Source organism: Arthrobacter sp. SAFR-023, from assembly GCF_051965295.1.
Taxonomy (GTDB): domain Bacteria; phylum Actinomycetota; class Actinomycetes; order Actinomycetales; family Micrococcaceae; genus Arthrobacter.
This window is the reverse complement of the sequence record NZ_JBQCMF010000004.1, coordinates 91,594-108,784: the sequence shown is the minus strand read 5'-3', so window position 1 is coordinate 108,784 and position 17,191 is coordinate 91,594. Positions and strand designations below refer to the sequence as shown.

Sequence of the window (17,191 nt, the reverse complement as noted above, 5' to 3'; positions counted from 1 at the left end):
CAACGATGTTCAGTTGAAAGGCAAAACAATGAAACTCAGCTCCAAGCCGGGGGCCCGCCGGGCCAAGCCGATCGTCGTCGCCCTCGTTACGGGACTGTCCCTGGCGCTCACGGCCTGTGGCGGCACGACGGTCAACTCAGGATCCACCGGCGGCGCGGGCGGAGCCAGCGCGTCCGCATCAGCGAATCCGGATGCACCGCTGAAGGAGGGCCTGAAGATCGCGTTCCTGCCGAAGCAGCTGAACAACTCCTACTTCACGGTCACGGACCGCGGCGGGAAGACAGCCGTCGGTGAGTTCAAGGGAGTCTTCTCGGAGGTCGGGCCGTCCGAGGCCAGTGCCTCCAGCCAGGTCAGCTACATCAACACGCTCACGCAGCAGGGAACGGACGTCATCGCGACGTCGGCCAACGACCCCAAGGCCATCTGTTCGGCCCTGGACGAGGCGCGCAACGGCGGTGCCAAGGTGGTCACCTTCGACTCCGACACCGATCCCGAGTGCCGCGACATCTACATCAACCAGGCGACGGCGGAGGGCATTGCCGCCACGCAGGTCAAGCTCATCTCCGAAGCTATCGGAGCCGACGGCGGGGATATCGGCATCCTGTCGGCCACAGCCAACGCGACCAACCAGAACGCCTGGATCGCGCTGATGAAGAAAGAACTGGAAAAGCCCGAGTACTCCAAGCTGAAGCTGGTGGCCACGGTCTACGGCGATGACAACGCCCAGAAGTCACAGCAGGAAGTCCAGGCGCTGCTGCAGCAGCACCCCACGCTCAAGGGCATCATCTCCCCCACCACAGTCGGTGTGGCGGCCGCTGCGCAGTATCTGTCCGGCTCTGAGTACAAGGGCAAGGTGCAGCTCACCGGGCTCGGCTTCCCCAGCCAGCTCAAGGAATTCGTCAAGAACGGCACCATGAAGTCGTTCGCGCTGTGGGACGTCGAGAAGCTCGGCTACCTCACGGCCTACGCCGGCGCGGCCCTCGCTTCCGGCCAGATCACCGGCGCGGAAGGCGAAAAGTTCAAGGCCGGCGACCTGGGCGAATTCGAGGTCGGAGCCAACGGCGTGGTCCTGCTCGGGGACCCGACGGTCTTCACCGCAGACAACGTGGACAAGTTCAACTTCTAGATGGCGGCTGGCCCTGGCGGTGCTGGATGCACTCTCCCGGGCCACTGCCGTGAACTGACTCGTTCGGGGCCGGGCGTGGGCCGGCTCACGTCGGACCTACTCATTCGGCCCGACTCACTTCGGCCCGCTGCCCGGCGGGCCGTTGAGGACCGTGGGGAGGTACTCGAGCAGCTGGAGCCTGCCGTCGAAGGTCCTGCTGTCCACCATCTCGAGCGAGACGTCCGGATAGCCGTCATAGATCCGCTCCCGGCCGGTGCGGCCCGTGATCACCGGGAAAACGACCAGCCTGAACCGGTCAACGAGGCCAGCGGTCAGCAGTGACCGGCACAGGCTAAGGCTCCCGAGGGTACACAAGGGCCCTGTCCCGGTCCGTTTCATCTCCTTCACGGACTCGACGGCGTCGGTGGTGACCAGCTCGGAGTTGGGCCACGTCAGGGGCGCCTGCAGGGTGGAGGAGAAGACCACCTTCGGCACGGCGGCAAGGCCGGTCAGGGCGGCTCCTTCGTCTTTGGAGAATTCCGAGGCCGCGGCGGCGGCCTCCCCTGACATGCTGGACATCACCCGGTAGGTGTTCGCTCCCAGGAGGAAGGTGTAGCCCTTCTCCCCCTCCTGCTCGAGCCACGCGAGGTATTCCGGCCCCTCCAGTCCCCACCAGCCGGGCCATCCCTCGGCCGAGGCATACCCGTCCAGGGAGATGATGAGGTCGACCATCAGGCTCGCTGATGACGTTTCTGCACTTGATTCGCCCATGGCCGTCTCCTCCGCCTGAGCGACGCCAGGAGCGGCTGGGATGCTGCGCCGTCGACGCCCGTGCCGGCAATGCTATCCACGCAGCGATCAGCCGTACAAGCAGTGCTCTGGAAAGTGCCCGCGGAAGGTGCCAATGTGATGTCATGAATCTCGACGACCTGGTCTTCCATCCCTGGGTTGTGCAGGGGCCGCGCGAGGTGCCGACGTTGATCGGCGGCTCCGGGAGCCACGTCGTCGACGTTGACGGACGGCGCTACCTGGACTTCAGCTCGCAGCTGGTGTTTACCAACCTCGGTCACCAGCATCCGCGCATCGTTGCAGCGATCAAGGAGCAGGCTGACCGGCTGTGCACGCTCGCTCCCGGCCACGCCTCAGATGTGCGGGGCGAGGCGGCCCGGCTGATCATAGAAGTCGCGCCGGAGCATCTCGGGCACGTGCTGTTCACCACGGGCGGGACCGAGGCCATCGAGCATGCTGTGCGGATGGCGCGCCTTTTCACGGGACGGCCCAAGGTGCTCGCCGCCTACCGGTCCTACCACGGCTCGACCACGACGTCGATCCATCTCACGGGCGACCCGCGGCGCTGGGCCTCGGACACGGGCACGGCGGGTGCCGTCCACTTCTTTGGTCCTTTCCTGTACCGATCGGCCTTCGGATCAAGCACGCCGGAGGAAGAGTGCGAGCGGGCGCTGGCCCATCTCGAACAGGTGATCCTGCTGGAAGGACCGTCGACGATCGCGGGCCTGGTCCTGGAATCAGTCGTTGGCAGTTCGGGGGTCATCGCGCCGCCGCCCGGCTACCTTCGCGGGGTCCGCGAGTTGTGCGACCGCCACGGCATCGTCTACATCGCCGACGAGGTGATGGTGGGCTTCTGCCGCACCGGAGCGTGGTTCGGTGTGGACCATGCTGGTGTGGCACCAGATTTGATGGCGTTCGCCAAAGGGGTTAACTCCGGGTACGTTCCACTGGGCGGCGTGCTGGTCAGCGACCAAATCTACGATGCGTTCACCAAACGTCCCTACCCGGCGGGCATGACTTACAGCGGCCACCCCCTGGCCTGCGCAGCAGCCGTCGGCGCGATCAATGCGATGCACGAGGAAGGGACCGCGGCGGCAGCTGCCCGCTTAGGCGCCGACATCCTCGGGCCGGGGCTCAGGGAGCTTGCCGGGAAGCATCCGTCTGTCGGGGACGTCCGGGGTATCGGCGGCCTCTGGAGCCTGGAGCTGGTCCGGAACAGGCACACGAAAGAGCCGCTCGTACCCGCGGGCGGCACAGCCGCTGAGATCGCGCCCATCATCGCCGTCGCCAGGGCGTGCCTGGACCGGGGGCTTTTGCCGCTGGTTCAGGGCAACCGCGTCAATGTCGCCCCACCCCTCAACGTGTCCGACGCCGATGCGGCCGCGGGCGTGGCGATCCTGGACGAAGCATTGTCTGTGGCAGACGCGTATCTGGGCTAAACCTGCACACGGTAGGTCACATGCGTGACCAGGCTCGCTGCCCGCGATTCCACCTGCTCGAGCTTCAGCGGCGGGACGCCCTCGAACAGCCGCGTGCCGGCGCCGAACGTGAGCGGCGCAATGTGTACGCGCAGCTCGTCGATGAGGCCAGCGGCCAGGTACTGGTTGATGGTTGTGGCGCCGCCCCCGATCGCCACATCGCCGTCGCCGGCCGCCGCACGTGCCCGGGCCAGCGCCGACTCGATGCCGTCGGTGACGAAGTGGAATGTGGTGCCGCCGTCCATCGGTTGGGGTTCGCGGGCGTGGTGCGTGAGCACGAACACCGGGGCGTGGAAGGGCGGATCGTCGCCCCACCAGCCATTCCACTGCCGGTCCCACTCTCCGCGTACCGGGCCGAACATGTTCCGCCCCATGATGAATGCGTTGGCGGCAACGATCCGGTCGATCTCCGCCCGGTTCTCGTCGGGAGTTTCGAACATCCAGGCGTGCAGCCCGCCGCCGAAGCCGTCGCCGCCGTCGTCCCCGAACGGGCGCTGCTCGGTCTGGTTGAGCCCGGCCGAGTATCCGTCTGCCGTGACCGTGATGTCGCAGACCACCTTGCCCACGGGTTCTGTCATTGTTCTGGCCTCCTCAGGGCGACCGCCGTCGCCTCGCGGTGAGCTTGCTTGCAAGCATCAGCATAGACACCCACGGCACAGCGCCCAATGGCCCTGCGCATGAGAAGACACGTATGACACGGCGCTCGCAGCCCTCGAATCCGAAAGGTACTTCCGGCTGGTCGCAGACCTCCAGCAGTTCTGTTCCGCTCCCCGCTACGGCAGCCACGGCGCTGGCACCTCTACCTGGGATGACCCGTGTCCGGCGACCCCGTGTCCGGCGAAACACCTGATCCCGCAGACAAGGACGTATGATTTCTCCCCGGTGGGTTTCTCCTTCCCGGAACGGCCCGGAGCAGGGCCGGCCCGAGGGAAGGAAAAAGTGATCAGCAAATGACCGCCACGCATTCGCCGAGCAAAATGACGGGCCGCAGCGATGTCCTGCTCCGCATCGGACGCTGGCTCGGCGACGAGTCCGGGGACCGCACCCGGCCGGTCATCCTGGCGGTTGTACTGGTTCTGGCCGCACTCGGCCTCATCGAGGTCGCTTCGGCGTCGTCGGTGGAGTCGGTGGCAGCCGGAAAGAACCCGTACGACCTTCCGCTCAAGCAGGCCATGTGGACGGCAGCCGGGGTGGCGCTCATGCTGGGCCTGGCCCGGCTCCGGACCCGGCACATACGGTGGCTTGCCTGGCCGCTGCTGGGGGCCGCCGTCGTATCCCTCGGCCTGGTGTTCACGCCCCTGGGCATGACGGTGAACGGCAACCGGAACTGGCTGGGCTTCGGCGGGTTCACCGTCCAGCCTTCCGAATTCGCCAAGCTCGCCCTCATTGTTTGGGCGGCCGCGGTCCTGACCCGCAAGCAGGCTCTCCTGCACGAGTGGAGGCACGCCGTCGTCCCGTTGCTCGTGCCGGCCGGCGTCATCATCATCGGATTCGTCGTTCTCGGCCACGACCTGGGCACGGCCATGATCATCATGATGATCCTCGCCGCGACGATGTTTTACGGCGGGGTACGGATGAAAGTCTTCGGCGTCGCCGGAATTCTCGGCGCGATGTTGGCCCTCATCCTGGCCGCCACCAGCGGCAACCGCGTCGGGCGCATTTCATCCTGGCTCGGCGCGGGGTCCACGGACGATTCCCAGGGGGTCGGCTACCAGGCGCTGCACGGCCAGTACGCCCTGGCCTCGGGCGGCTGGTTCGGGGTGGGCCTGGGGCAAAGCCGGCAGAAATGGAACTGGATCCCCGAAGCCCACAACGACTTCATTTTCACCATCCTCGGCGAGGAACTCGGCCTGGCTGGAACTCTCCTGGTGCTCGTGCTGTTTACAGTCCTGGGCATCGCTGTATTCAAGGTCATAGCCCGCACCCAGGACACGTTCGCCCGCATTGTCTCCTCCAGCGTCATCACCTGGATCATTGGCCAGGCCGTGGTGAACATCGCCATGGTCACCGGCCTGCTCCCGGTCATCGGCGTGCCCTTGCCGTTCATCTCCTACGGCGGCTCAGCGATGGTTTCTTCCCTGGCCGGCATCGGCATGGTCCTGGCTGTCACCCGCCCTCAGCCCGTTCAGGCCGCTCGTCCGAAGAAGCCGCGGCAAGCGGTACACCGGAGTAGGGTACGGTCCTAATCCGGTGAGGATGCCGCGTTGGCCTTGGCCGCCGCGTCGGGGGTCGTGCTCTTAGCGTCCGCGGCAGGCATCGCGACGACGGCAACAACGGTGAGTACCGCACAGACCAGTACAGCCAGGAACACAGCGCTCGACGCCGACACGATGGTCTGCGGATCGCTGACGCCGCCCGGGGCGCCGGCGTAGATGGCGTTGGCAACTGCGCCGAAAATGGCGACGCCGATGGAACTGCCGATCGATCGCGCAAAAAGATTAGTGCCGGTGACTACGCCGCGCTCGTTCCACTCGACGCTGGACTGGGCGGCAATGAGGCTCGGGGTCGCTACCAGCCCCAGTCCAAGTCCGACGACGAAGCAACCCGCCGCTGCCACCAGAATGTTGGGTGCCGAGGCAGTCAGAGCCAGGACGCCTGTGCCGATGACCGTGACCGTAACGCCGATCAGGGCGGTCCTCCGGAACCCGATCCGCAGATAGAACCGGCCCGCCTGGGACGCGCTGATCGGCCAGCCGATGGTCAGTGCAGCCAGGGCGAGTCCCGCGAAAATCGGGGAGGTCGAGAGTGCCCCTTCGAGGAACGTGGGAACGTAGGAGGTGAGGCCAAGCATGACTGCACCGACGCCGAACGAGATCAGCGCCGTCGTCGCCAGTAGGCGCCGGGACACGACCCAGGGCGGGAGGACAGGCTCCGCTGCCCTCCTCTCGACAAGCAGGAACGCGGCGAACAAGAGGGCTCCGACAGCGAAGACGGCGATGCTGATCGACGAGTTCCAGGCCCACGCCTGGCCGCCTTCGAGGGCACCAAGGATGAGCAGGCTGAGCGAAATTGTCAGCAGCGTCGCCCCCAGGTAGTCCACCCGGTGCTTCGCCCGCTCGACGTTCTCGTGGAACGTCCGGACCAGCATCCACCCTGCGAGCAGGCAAAGGGGAATGTTCACGAGGAAGATGCCGCGCCAGATGCCGAGTGAGGCGAAGACACCCCCAAGCGTGGGGCCAACGACGGAGGACACCGCCCACACGCTGGCGAGGTAGCCCTGCACCTTTGCCCGCTCGGTCAGGGTGTAGATGTCGCCGGCGATGGTGATCGCCACCGGCTGCACTGCTCCAGCGCCCAGGCCCTGCAGCACACGGAACGCGATGAGGGCCGGCATGCTCCAGGCCACTCCGCAGAGGATAGAACCGAGCAGGAAAAGTCCGATGCCGCTGAGGATGATCGGCTTGCGGCCGACGACGTCCGAGAGTTTCGCATAGACCGGCACCGAGACTGCCTGCGCCAACAGATAGGCCGAAAAAAGCCACGGGAAGGAGGTGAATCCGCCGACGTCAGCCACGATCGACGGCACCGCCGTTGCAACGATCGTCGAATCGATCGCCACCAGGCCCGTCGCCAGCATCAGGGCGATGAGGATCGGTCCCCGCCGGGAACGGAAGCCCACTCCCTCGGGAGTCGTCGTCGTCATTTAATCTCTTTCCCGTTGTCATCAAAGCGAGGTGCGTCCGCGGAGCCCGGTGACGGCCCCAGACGCATAACTGTGCCAGGCGCCGAATTAGTCCCGGGAAAGGCCTTTAGGAAAACTTGGCTGAAACCTGTCCAAATCTGGCCTCCCTCCTGACCGATTCTTGAGCCCTGCCCGGCATTGTCGTACATGGCAGAGCCAATGCAAGGGGCGAACGAAGGGCAGGGCCATGAATGCCAAGACAGTGCTCACCAGTCAGCACACCGACAGCCACTGGACAGCCGATGAGGTCAGGGAAAAGCTTGGGCGGGAGCTGGAATCTGATCCGGGCCTGGCCGAATTCCTTGCCGCTGCCCCCAACATGGCACGCGCCCTCAAAGCCGTCCTGAACCTGGACCTCGGCGAACTGGCGGAGCGGCTGGTCCGGGCGGAGATCAGCGCCATTCTGCACTAGCGGTGCCCTGTTGCAGCGATGCTTGGCAGGGTATGTTGCACGAATGGACGATACATATCAGGTGATCGTGGTCGGCGGCGGGTTTGCCGGCATGACAGCAGCTGAGCAGCTTGGGCGCAAGGGGATCCGGGTCCTCCTTATTGACGCCAACAATTACCACCAGTTCCAGCCCCTCCTGTACCAGGTGGCTGCTTCGCAGATTGGCGTGTCCGCGGTGGCCCGGCCACTGCGGTCCGTGTTCCGCAGCACCGAAAGTGTCCGGGTCCTCACCGCGGAGGTGACGGCGATTGATTCCGCCACCCGTACCGTCACCACCGTGGACGGATCCCGCTACCAGGCGAAGATCCTGGTGGTTGCCGCAGGCGCAGTGCCGAACTTCTTCGACACTCCCGGCGCCGAAGAGCATGCCTATCCGCTGTACTCAGTGGCCGACGCCACGCGCCTGAGCACTGCCCTTACTACAGCCCTGGACCAGGCGGACCGCGCGAAGGCCGGCAGCGCAGAGGTGGTCGTGGTCGGCGGAGGCCCCACCGGTGTCGAGACAGCCGGCGCCCTCGCCGAGAACATCAAGTACCTGGTGCCCAAGTATTTTTCACCCGGGCTGGCAGCCCGGTGCCGCGTCCATCTTGTGGATATGCTGCCGAACGTGCTCATGCCCTTCTCGGCCAAGTCGCAGGCGTACACGCGGGACCGGCTGACAAAACTCGGGGTACAGCTTCACATGGGACAGGGCGTTACGGAGGTCCGGACGGACGGCGTGACGCTGGCGGACGGGACCATCATTCCCGCTCAGATCGTCGTGTGGGCCGGGGGCCTGAAGGCCGGAAAAGTCATCGCCGAATCAGGGCTCCCGCAGGGGAAGGGCGGACGCATCGACGTGCTGCCGGACCTGACGGCGCCCGGCACCGAGGGCGTCTACGTCCTGGGTGACTCCGCCAACATCACCGATGCCACTGGAGCCAAACTGCCCCAGCTCGGCTCTGTTGCTGAACAGTCCGGAAAATGGGCCGCCCGCAACATCCATGCTGACTTGACCGGCGGCACCCGTCAGCCTTTCGCCTACTGGGACAAGGGTTACATGGCCATGGTCGGCCGTGGCGCAGCAGTGGCCGAACTGGGCCGCAAACGCATCCAGCTCCAAGGACCATTGGCGTTTCTCTCCTGGCTCGGGGTTCACCTCGCCTTGCTTCCCGGTACCCAGCAGAAGATCCGCGCACTCTCCTCCTGGCTTACGGGGTACGTCACCCACAGCCCGTCACACGTCGTTGTCGGAAGGCCCGACTAGGCGCCTGCACGATCATCCTGCCCGGCGCTGCCGAGCGGGCCTTAGAGGACCCCGGATGTGGATACGAGCTGCGCCCGGCCCTCTTCGAGCCGGTATGCGACGCCGATCACCGCGGTGGAGTAATTGTCCACGGCGTCGTAAATCATCCGTGAACTGTCCAGCAGCCGGCGCACGGTCTGCTTGGCATGTTCGACGACCATCTCATTAACGTCCGTCTTGTCCTCACGCAAGGAGCTCAGCACCGAGGGTGTGATCCTCTCAACCAGGTCGCGGATGTGGCCTGAGGGCAGCTCGCCAGTATCCACAGCCTCTTTGGCGGCCGTGACGGCGCCGCAGTTGTCGTGCCCGAGGACGACTATCAGCGGGACGTGGAGCACCGAGACGGCGTATTCGAGTGAGCCGAGAACGGCGTCGTCGATCACGTGGCCCGCTGTTCGGACGACGAAGACGTCGCCAAGTCCGACGTCGAAGATGATTTCAGCGGCCAGCCGGGAGTCCGCGCAGCCAAAGATCACCGCGAACGGGCTTTGGGTGTTCACCAGCTCGCTGCGCCGTGAGGCGTTCTGGTTCGGGTGCATTGAATCTCCCGAGACGAAACGCTCATTACCGTCAAGGAGGCGCTGCCAGGCATCGTACGGGCTGACTCTGTTGCTCACCCTGTTTACTTTACGAGGCGTCCCCGTCGGGAAGGGGGAGCCGCCCGGCGAAAACTAAAGAGCCCTTGCAGCACTCTTGTCCATCCCCTGCTCGACACAGCCTCGTCACGCCGCTATAAAATGGGTTGATCATGATCGGTGCCAAGCTCCGTTTTCTGGCCTGGTTCGTCAGCCTAGCGACCCTCGTCTCGGCCTGCTCGCCCGCTATCAGACCCGATGTGGCTGCCACTGATCGACCGGTCCAGACCTCCTCGGCCCCGCCAGCCGCACGCGATGGCATCCCCGCTACGCGCCGGCCCCAGTCCCCCACCCCGACATCGGTTCCCAGGCCGACCCCGACGCCGCAGGCGTTCGCTCTCAACCTCTATCAGGAGGGGGACTTCGTTCCGCAGTACACCTTTGAATGGTGTGTGGCGGCAAGCATCCAGATCATGCACAACCTGATCGACGAGTCGGGGGCCCGCACGTGGGCTGACCGCGTTCATCAGGGCGAGCTGTGGGAGATGGCCCGGGCACGGTCGTCCAACTCGTTCAACGGTGCCAACCCCTTGGGTTGGGCGAAGGTGCTGAACGAGGCCGGAATGGGGCCGTACGACGTCGTCAGCGTCGCCGACTACGGGGAAGCGCTGCGGACCGCTGCGAGTGCCATCGCCGACACGGGCCGGCCGGTCGGGCTGGTCATGTGGCGAGGTCGTCACGTATGGGTGATGAGCGGCTTCAAGTCGCTCGGCGATCCTGGCCAGTTCCCGGAGTTCTCAGTCACTGGCATTCGGGTCCAAGATCCGCTCTACCCGTACGGCGACGATAAGTGGGGACCGTCCCCCGCGCCCAACACCCTGCTCACGCCCAAGCAACTGGCGACGCAGTTCGTCGTCCGCGAGCCGCGGCGCTGGAGCAGCAGACTGCCGACCGGCTACATGCTGGTGCTGCCGCGGGCCAAGGCCTGATCGCATCCGCAAGGTCTAGCGATTAGAAGCACAAGGCAGTTTCGTCCGGAGTCGCCAGCGTCAGCACGGCTTCCTCCACCGTTTCGTGGTCCTCCAGCTCGCGCTCGATTCTGCGCAAGGCCACGGCTACTTCGTGTTCCGGGTGGTCGCCCTGCAGGTCCACCGCCGCCACGACGTACAGCTTGCGGGGGCCGACGAACTCCAGGTGGAGGTAGGTGAGCCGGGCCACGTCCCGGTGTTCGAGCACCCGCCGGGCCATGGAACGTTCGATGTCCGGGGTTACGCCCTGGCCCACCAGGAACCGCCGGTTGCGGTCGATCAGCACAATGGCAACAACCGCCAGCAGAACGCCGACGACTATCGAGCCCACCGCGTCCGGCAGGGGCGATGCGGTGACCTGGTGCAAGAACACGCCCGCAAACGCGACCACAAGGCCAACGAGCGCTGCAGCATCCTCCGCGAACACCGCGCGGAGGGTGGGGTCGGAGCTGATCAGGACCTGCTTCAGCGTGCTCCGTTCCAGCTCACGGGCTGCCTCCCGGGTCTGCCGGAAAGCCTGGACAAACGACACTCCTTCGAGAACAAAGGCCACGGCCAGGACCACGTACGCCACCAGGAAGTCGGACGCGGGCTCCGGTTCGATGAGCTGCTGGATGCCGTGCATGATGGACACCACAGCCCCTGCGGTGAAGAGCCCGAAAGCAGCGAACATCGACCAGACATAGGCTTCCCGGCCGTAGCCCATCGGATGGCTTTTGTCCCGGGGGCGTCGGGAGCGCCGTTCCGCCATGAAGAGGAACACCTGGTTGCCGGTGTCCGCCCAGGAGTGCGCGGCTTCTGCGGTCATGGAGGCGGATCCGCTGAGCACCGCTGCCACCGACTTGGCCGCAGCAATAACGGCGTTCGCCGTAAACGCGATGATAACAGTCAGCAGTGTGGAGCTCGGCTCTTTTCGCTTCTCGGATGCCGCCATGGGGATACCGTACCCACCCGGACGGAAATGATGCCTTGGCAGTAGTACGGGCCTGGAATCCCGCTGGTATCAACTGACCAGTACGTAGCGCCGGCCCGTAGGTAAACAGAGCTGGCAGTTCGCGACGGGTCATATTCAGCTGCTCATTTTCGCTCCGGGCAAGCACCGGAGGAGCTGTAGGGTGGGCAGATGCAGGCACCGGAGGAACGCCGCAGTACTGTCCTGTCCGCCGGAGCGGAGCTGGCCGTGTTCGAATACGGTCCGCCTCCTGCCAGCGGCGCGCCCACACTGCTCCTCGTGCACGGATACCCAGATGACCACCGGCTGTATCTTCCGGTAATCGCCGAGCTGGCCGTCACCCACCATGTGATCGCCTACGACACGCGCAACGCCGGGTTATCCTCCGTGAAGCAAGCGCCTGGTGACTTCACTGTGGACACCCTGGTGGATGACCTGTTCGCTGTTCTGGCCTTCACGGATGCGGTCAACGTTCACCTCGTGGGCCACGACTGGGGATCGGTCCAGGGCTGGGCGGCTATCCAGGAACCCCGTGCATCGGGTCTCATTTCCCGATTCACCAGCATCTCCGGGCCCGACCTCGGGCACTTCCTCCACTGGATGCGTTCTCGTGCCCGCACCCTGAGGGGCTGGCCCCAGCTGGCAGCGCAGCTGCTTCGTTCCAGCTACATTGCCGCGTTCCAGATCCCGGTGCTGCCGGAAGCTGCGTGGCGCCTGTTCCTCACCCGTCTCTACGAAAAGGCGGCAGGACGCCGCGTCAATGACAACCCCCGCCGCGGGCTGGCCCTCTACCGCAGCAACCGCTTCCCTGCGGGCAAGGTAACGGCCCCCACGCCGATCAGCGTGCCCGTGGGTGTGGTGGTCCCGCTCAAGGATCCTTTCCTGTCACCGCACCTGACATCGGGACTAAGGCCTTGGGTGCCTGACCTCACCGTCATCCCTGTCGACGGCGGGCACTGGTGGCCAGCCACCCACCCGGCAGAACTCGCGCAGCTGCTACGAGCTCCCTATAACCTTTAGTCCGCAGACCGCTCCGGAACTGGGCACAACCTAAGCCAGGGTCGCTTTGGGGGAAGCGGTTCGCCTGGCGGCCTCTACCGCCCGCCGGGTGTCCTCCTCGACAAGATCAGCGTTGATGGCGGTGGCAGCCTTCACGCCTGCCGAGGCTGCCGTTATTACCTGCGCCGTGGGGTCGCAGATGTTGCCGGCGGCCCACACGCCTTGCACGGCCGTCAGGCCCACGCCGTCTGTGTTCACGTGGCTGCCTTGCCCGGCCTGGCCTGCCTGCTGCAGCCCGAGGGACTGCAGCAGTGACGACTCCGTCTTAGCCTTGGGGTTCACAACGAGATATTCACAAGCCACAACCTGACCCGACGCCAGACGCACTCCGGCGAGGGCGTCTCCTGCCAGCTCCAGCGACGCAACCGTGCCTTGGACGACGTGGACCGACCTGGCGTCAAGCTGTTCACATTCACCCGGATCCAGGTCCTCCAAAAGGTGCTGAAAGAGGATGATGTGCCCGCTCCACTGCCGGAAGAGCAACGCCTCCTGTACCGCGGCCGGTTCTGTCGCGAGTACTCCTATGGCCCTGTCCCGAATCTCCCAGCCGTGACAGTACGGGCAGTGCAGCACGTCCCGGCCCCATCGGTCCCTGAGGCCGGGCACCTCGGGCAGCTCATCCTCAAAGCCGGAAGCGATGAGCAGCCGCCGCGAACGCAGACTCTGCCGGTCCTGCACCTCGATGGTGAAAACGCCCCCTTCTCCGCGGGCCGAGACGACTCGTCCCTGCAGAATCCGGCCACCGTGGGCCCGCACTTCCGCGCGGCCGGCAGCGAGAAGCTCCTCAGGTGGCAGACCCTCACGGGACAGGAATCCGTGCAGACCAGCAGAACGCCCGTTCCTTGGTTGCCCGGCGTCGATGACCAGGACGGAACGCAGCGATCTGCAAAGAGTCACGGCTGCGCTGAGGCCCGCCGCTCCTCCACCGACCACCACAACGTCATAGATCTTTGGCGATGTCATGCAATCCCCTAACTTCGCTGCCTGCATGTGTACCCGCGAAGGAGCCGAATCCCCCACGGCAGGAGGACATGCCCCTCCTCGGCTCGGCGCCGGTCGTGGACCAGCGGGTCGAAGAGCCCTGTTGCGGGAGCTAACGGAACGGAATCTGCATACCGCGTCAATGACACAATATACTAAGCACACTTACTATCGCGGGCAAGCGGCTGCACTGGGCAGATGAACCAGCGGCCACAGGCCGTTGGCCACAAGAAATGCGCCCTGCAGCCGGCCGGGCAGACAGGGTTGGACGGGAGCACCGCCATCCCACCGCCTCGTTGGCGCGGGCCATTTGGGCCAACCAGCGCTGCTCGCCACCCATGGCCTCAGCCCGGTAGGCCGGCGCTTGACCGCACTAGGGAAGAAGCGCGGCAACGGCCGCCATTGCTGCCTCCGCGGTAAGTTTCATCGCGTCCCTGCCACTGCGGCCTTGGTTGGGATATGCTCCTGCCATGGCACGGCGCAGCTTTCTTCAATGGCCGGTCGTCCGGCAGCTGAGTACGGGCGATCTGCTGGGCCGCGGGCCAGCAGTAACCTCCCCGCAGACGAGGGCTATCACGCCGCGGACGGCCACCGCAGACCGAGTCGTGCAGAGCGTATGCCCCTACTGTGCCGTGGGCTGTGGACAGCGGGTCTACGTCAAGGACGAGAAAGTCGTACAGATCGAGGGTGATCCTGATTCGCCCATTTCCCGCGGCCGGCTGTGCCCCAAGGGCTCTGCCAGCGAGCAGTTGGTAAACTCGCCGGGCCGGCAGACCGCAGTGCTCTACCGTGCGCCGCGCTCGAGCCAGTGGCAGCATCTGGATCTCGCAACAGCCATCGAGATGGTGGCGGACCGGTTCATCGAGACGCGTCGCAGGACGTGGCAGCAGGAAGACGAAAAAGGACGGTTGCTGCGCCGCACCATGGGCATAGCTTCGTTGGGCGGGGCCACCCTGGACAACGAAGAGAACTACCTGATCAAGAAACTCTTCACCGCTGCCGGAGCGGTGCAGATCGAGAACCAAGCGCGCATTTGACACTCCGCCACGGTTCCCAGTTTGGGAGCCTCGTTTGGACGCGGTGGTGCAACGCAATCACTGCAAGACATGGCCAACGCCGACTGCATCGTCATTCAGGGTTCCAACATGGCCGAATGCCATCCTGTGGGATATCAGTGGGTCGCGGAGGCGAAGGCCCGCGGAGCGAAGGTCATCCACGTCGACCCGCGGTTCACGCGCACGTCCGCGGTCGCTGACAAGCACATTCCGATCCGGGCCGGCTCTGACGTCGTTCTTTTGGGCGCGCTGATCAATCACGTCATCACCCACGACCTGTGGTTCAAGGAGTACGTGGGCGCCTACACCAACGCGGCCACGCTGGTTCACGCCGATTACCGCGACGCCGAAGACCTCGGCGGGCTGTTTTCCGGCTTCGATCCTGAAACTGGAGCGTATGACACTGCGTCCTGGGCGTACGCGGAAGAAGGCGGCGACAGCATCGAGGAGCCGGCCGGCCCGGAACACGGCTCCGACGCTTCGGCCCGTGCCGCCGGCCACCAGTTCGGCAGCGGAGGTCCGCCCCTGGAGCACGCAGAGGTGAAGCGTGACGATACCCTGCAGGACCCCCGGACCGTCTTCCAGATCCTGAAGCGGCACTACGCCCGGTACACCCCGGAGATGGTCCAGGACATGTGCGGCATCAGCGTCACGGACTTCGAGTATCTGGCCCGCGCCATTACGGAAAACTCGGGGCGCGAACGGACAACCTGCTTTGCCTACGCCGTCGGCTGGACCCAGCACTCGCTGGGAACGCAGTTCATCCGGTCCGCCGCCATCCTGCAACTTCTGCTCGGGAACGTGGGCCGGCCCGGCAGCGGCATCATGGCCCTGCGCGGCCATGCCAGCATCCAGGGCTCCACCGACATTCCGACCCTGTTCAACCTCCTGCCCGGGTACCTGCCAATGCCCAGCGCCGGCCGCCACGACACCCTCAGCGAATATCTGGCATCCATCGCGTCCAAGAAGCAGAAAGGCTACTGGACGGATGCCGACTCCTACACTGTCAGCCTGCTGAAGGCCTGGTGGGGCGATGCCGCGAGGGCGGAGAACGACTGGGCCTACGACTACCTCCCGAGACTGACCGGAGCGCACGGTACCTACGAGACGGTCATGGGCATGCTTGAGGACAAGGTGGAGGGCTACTTCCTGCTCGGACAGAACCCTGCAGTGGGCTCGTCCAACGGCCGGATGCAACGCCTGGGCATGTCACATCTGAAGTGGCTGGTGGTTCGTGACCTGAATCTCATCGAGTCGGCCACTTGGTGGAAAGACGGCCCGGAGATCGACTCGGGGGAACTGCGCACCGAGGACATCGAGACCGAAGTGTTCTTCCTGCCTGCAGCTACCCACGTGGAGAAGGCTGGCTCGTTCACGCAGACCCAGCGGCTGCTGCAATGGCGGCACAAGGCGGTCGCCCCGCCCGGGGAGTGCCAAAGTGAGTTGGAGTTCTTCTTCAGGCTGGGCCAGCGGGTCCGGGAGAAGCTGGCTGGTTCCGACGACGAACGGGACCGTCCGCTGCTCGACCTGACCTGGGACTACCCCGTGGACGAACACGGCGATCCGGACGCCGAGGCCGTGCTTGCCGAAATCAACGGCCGTCACCTCAACGGGCCAGATGCGGGCAAACCCCTCTCCGCATATACAGAGCTCCGCGCCGACGGTTCCACGTCAGCGGGCTGCTGGATCTACACCGGGGTGTATGCCGACGGCTTCAACCACGCCGCCAACCGGAAGCCCGGCCAGGAGCAGGGACCTGCGGCTTCCGACTGGGGCTGGGCATGGCCAGCCAACCGCCGGATCCTCTACAACCGGGCGTCGGCTGACCCGGCCGGCAAACCGTGGAGCGAGCGGAAGAAATACATCTGGTGGGACCAGGAGCAGGGGCGGTGGGTCGGCGACGATGTTCCCGACTTCCCACTTGACCGGGCACCGGGCAGCCAACCCGACCCCGATCTCGGCGGCGCAGCTGCACTCGGCGGAGATGATCCCTTCATCATGCAGGCCGACGGTAAGGGCTGGCTGTTCGCGCCGAAAGGCCTCATGGACGGACCTCTTCCCACCCACTACGAGGCCCAGGAGTCGCCAGTGGCCAACGCACTGTACCCGCAACAGCAAAGTCCGGCGCGGCTGGTGTTCCCCCGTGCGGATAACCTCAGCGCGCCAAGTGCCGGTACCAGAGGCGCAGACGTCTACCCGTACGTCTTCACCACATACCGGCTTACTGAGCACCACACGGCCGGCGGGATGAGCCGCTGGCTTCCGTACCTGTCGGAGCTGCAGCCGGAGATGTTCTGCGAAGTTTCGCCCGAGCTGGCGGCTGAGCGCGGCCTTGAACCCTACGGGTGGGCCACGATTATTTCGGCCCGCTCCGCCATCGAGGCGAAGGTGCTGATCACCGAACGGATGACGCCCTTGGCCGTTGGCGGCCACACGGTGCATCAGATCGGGCTGCCCTACCACTGGGGCGTCGGCAGTAATGCCGTCGTCAGCGGTGACGCGGCCAACGATCTGCTGGGCGTCACGCTGGATCCCAACGTCCAGATCCAGGAATCCAAGGTGGCCTCCTGCGACATCCGTCCGGGCCGCCGGCCCCGCGGCGAGGAACTGCTTGCCTTGGTTGCTGAATATCAGGCGCGGGCCGGAGTGACCCCCGAGACCGGTAATCGCGCCGTCACCAATCCGGCGGCCGAAGGCATCGAACCCGGCCCAGGTGAGGACGGCGGCGCCGCTGGTGGGCCGCGATGATGG

14 protein-coding genes are annotated in these 17,191 nt (G+C 65.5%); 8 read left to right on the top strand and 6 right to left on the bottom strand.

The window, feature by feature from the left end; all coding sequences use genetic code 11:
• Positions 1-28 precede the first annotated feature (28 nt).
• Positions 29-1,126 carry a rhamnose ABC transporter substrate-binding protein gene (rhaS, locus tag ACTHQX_RS06295; RefSeq protein WP_440156314.1) on the top strand — a complete coding sequence of 366 codons (1,098 nt, stop codon included), beginning with the start codon at positions 29-31 and terminating at the stop codon, positions 1,124-1,126.
• Positions 1,127-1,240: 114 nt separating this feature from the next.
• Here the strand turns inward: rhaS and ACTHQX_RS06290 are convergent, their stop codons facing one another.
• Positions 1,241-1,876, bottom strand: a complete 636-nt coding sequence (locus tag ACTHQX_RS06290) for a dihydrofolate reductase family protein (RefSeq protein ID WP_440156312.1) — start codon at positions 1,874-1,876, stop codon at positions 1,241-1,243.
• A gap of 143 nt (positions 1,877-2,019) precedes the next feature.
• Between ACTHQX_RS06290 and ACTHQX_RS06285 the strand changes: the two genes are divergently transcribed.
• The gene (locus ACTHQX_RS06285) at positions 2,020-3,333 is read left to right on the top strand and encodes an aspartate aminotransferase family protein (protein WP_440156310.1); all 1,314 of its coding nucleotides are present in this window, start codon (positions 2,020-2,022) and stop codon (positions 3,331-3,333) included.
• On the opposite strand, the gene ACTHQX_RS06280 is transcribed toward ACTHQX_RS06285, so the two are convergent.
• A complete protein-coding gene (locus tag ACTHQX_RS06280; RefSeq protein WP_440156308.1) occupies positions 3,330-3,950 on the bottom strand; it encodes a dihydrofolate reductase family protein in 621 nt (206 codons plus the stop codon). The genes ACTHQX_RS06285 and ACTHQX_RS06280 overlap by 4 nt on opposite strands.
• 372 nt (positions 3,951-4,322) lie before the next feature.
• Between ACTHQX_RS06280 and ftsW the strand changes: the two genes are divergently transcribed.
• Positions 4,323-5,558 carry a putative lipid II flippase FtsW gene (gene ftsW, locus ACTHQX_RS06275; protein WP_440156306.1) on the top strand — a complete coding sequence of 412 codons (1,236 nt, stop codon included), beginning with the start codon at positions 4,323-4,325 and terminating at the stop codon, positions 5,556-5,558.
• Here the strand turns inward: ftsW and ACTHQX_RS06270 are convergent.
• Positions 5,555-7,015, bottom strand: coding sequence for an MFS transporter (locus ACTHQX_RS06270; protein ID WP_440156305.1), 1,461 nt, complete (start codon positions 7,013-7,015; stop codon positions 5,555-5,557). The two genes, ftsW and ACTHQX_RS06270, sit on opposite strands and share 4 nt — an antisense overlap.
• A gap of 226 nt (positions 7,016-7,241) precedes the next feature.
• Between ACTHQX_RS06270 and ACTHQX_RS06265 the strand changes: the two genes are divergently transcribed.
• Together ACTHQX_RS06265 and ACTHQX_RS06260 are read left to right on the top strand one after the other, a co-directional pair.
• Positions 7,242-7,466, top strand: a complete 225-nt coding sequence (locus ACTHQX_RS06265) for a hypothetical protein (protein WP_236808603.1) — start codon at positions 7,242-7,244, stop codon at positions 7,464-7,466.
• Between the two features lie 43 nt (positions 7,467-7,509).
• On the top strand, positions 7,510-8,751 hold the full coding sequence (locus tag ACTHQX_RS06260) for an NAD(P)/FAD-dependent oxidoreductase (RefSeq protein WP_440156304.1): 1,242 nt from the start codon (positions 7,510-7,512) through the stop codon (positions 8,749-8,751).
• Between the two features lie 41 nt (positions 8,752-8,792).
• On the opposite strand, the gene ACTHQX_RS06255 is transcribed toward ACTHQX_RS06260, so the two are convergent.
• On the bottom strand, positions 8,793-9,407 hold the full coding sequence (locus ACTHQX_RS06255) for a carbonic anhydrase (protein WP_440156303.1): 615 nt from the start codon (positions 9,405-9,407) through the stop codon (positions 8,793-8,795).
• 410 nt (positions 9,408-9,817) lie between these two features.
• Here ACTHQX_RS06255 and ACTHQX_RS06250 point away from each other — a divergent pair, with 410 nt between their 5' ends.
• Entirely contained in the window at positions 9,818-10,354 is a 537-nt protein-coding gene (locus ACTHQX_RS06250) for a hypothetical protein (RefSeq protein WP_440156301.1), read from the top strand.
• A gap of 22 nt (positions 10,355-10,376) precedes the next feature.
• Here ACTHQX_RS06250 and ACTHQX_RS06245 read toward each other — a convergent pair whose 3' ends face one another.
• On the bottom strand, positions 10,377-11,327 hold the full coding sequence (locus ACTHQX_RS06245; RefSeq protein WP_440156299.1) for a cation diffusion facilitator family transporter: 951 nt from the start codon (positions 11,325-11,327) through the stop codon (positions 10,377-10,379).
• Positions 11,328-11,516: 189 nt separating this feature from the next.
• Between ACTHQX_RS06245 and ACTHQX_RS06240 the strand changes: the two genes are divergently transcribed.
• A complete protein-coding gene (locus tag ACTHQX_RS06240) occupies positions 11,517-12,365 on the top strand; it encodes an alpha/beta fold hydrolase (protein ID WP_440156298.1) in 849 nt (282 codons plus the stop codon).
• Between the two features lie 30 nt (positions 12,366-12,395).
• Here the strand turns inward: ACTHQX_RS06240 and ACTHQX_RS06235 are convergent, their stop codons facing one another.
• A complete protein-coding gene (locus tag ACTHQX_RS06235; protein WP_440156296.1) occupies positions 12,396-13,367 on the bottom strand; it encodes an NAD(P)/FAD-dependent oxidoreductase in 972 nt (323 codons plus the stop codon).
• A gap of 488 nt (positions 13,368-13,855) precedes the next feature.
• Between ACTHQX_RS06235 and fdh the strand changes: the two genes are divergently transcribed.
• Complete coding sequence (fdh, locus tag ACTHQX_RS06230; protein ID WP_440156295.1) at positions 13,856-17,188, top strand: formate dehydrogenase; 3,333 nt, start codon at positions 13,856-13,858, stop codon at positions 17,186-17,188.
• Positions 17,189-17,191 lie beyond the last annotated feature (3 nt).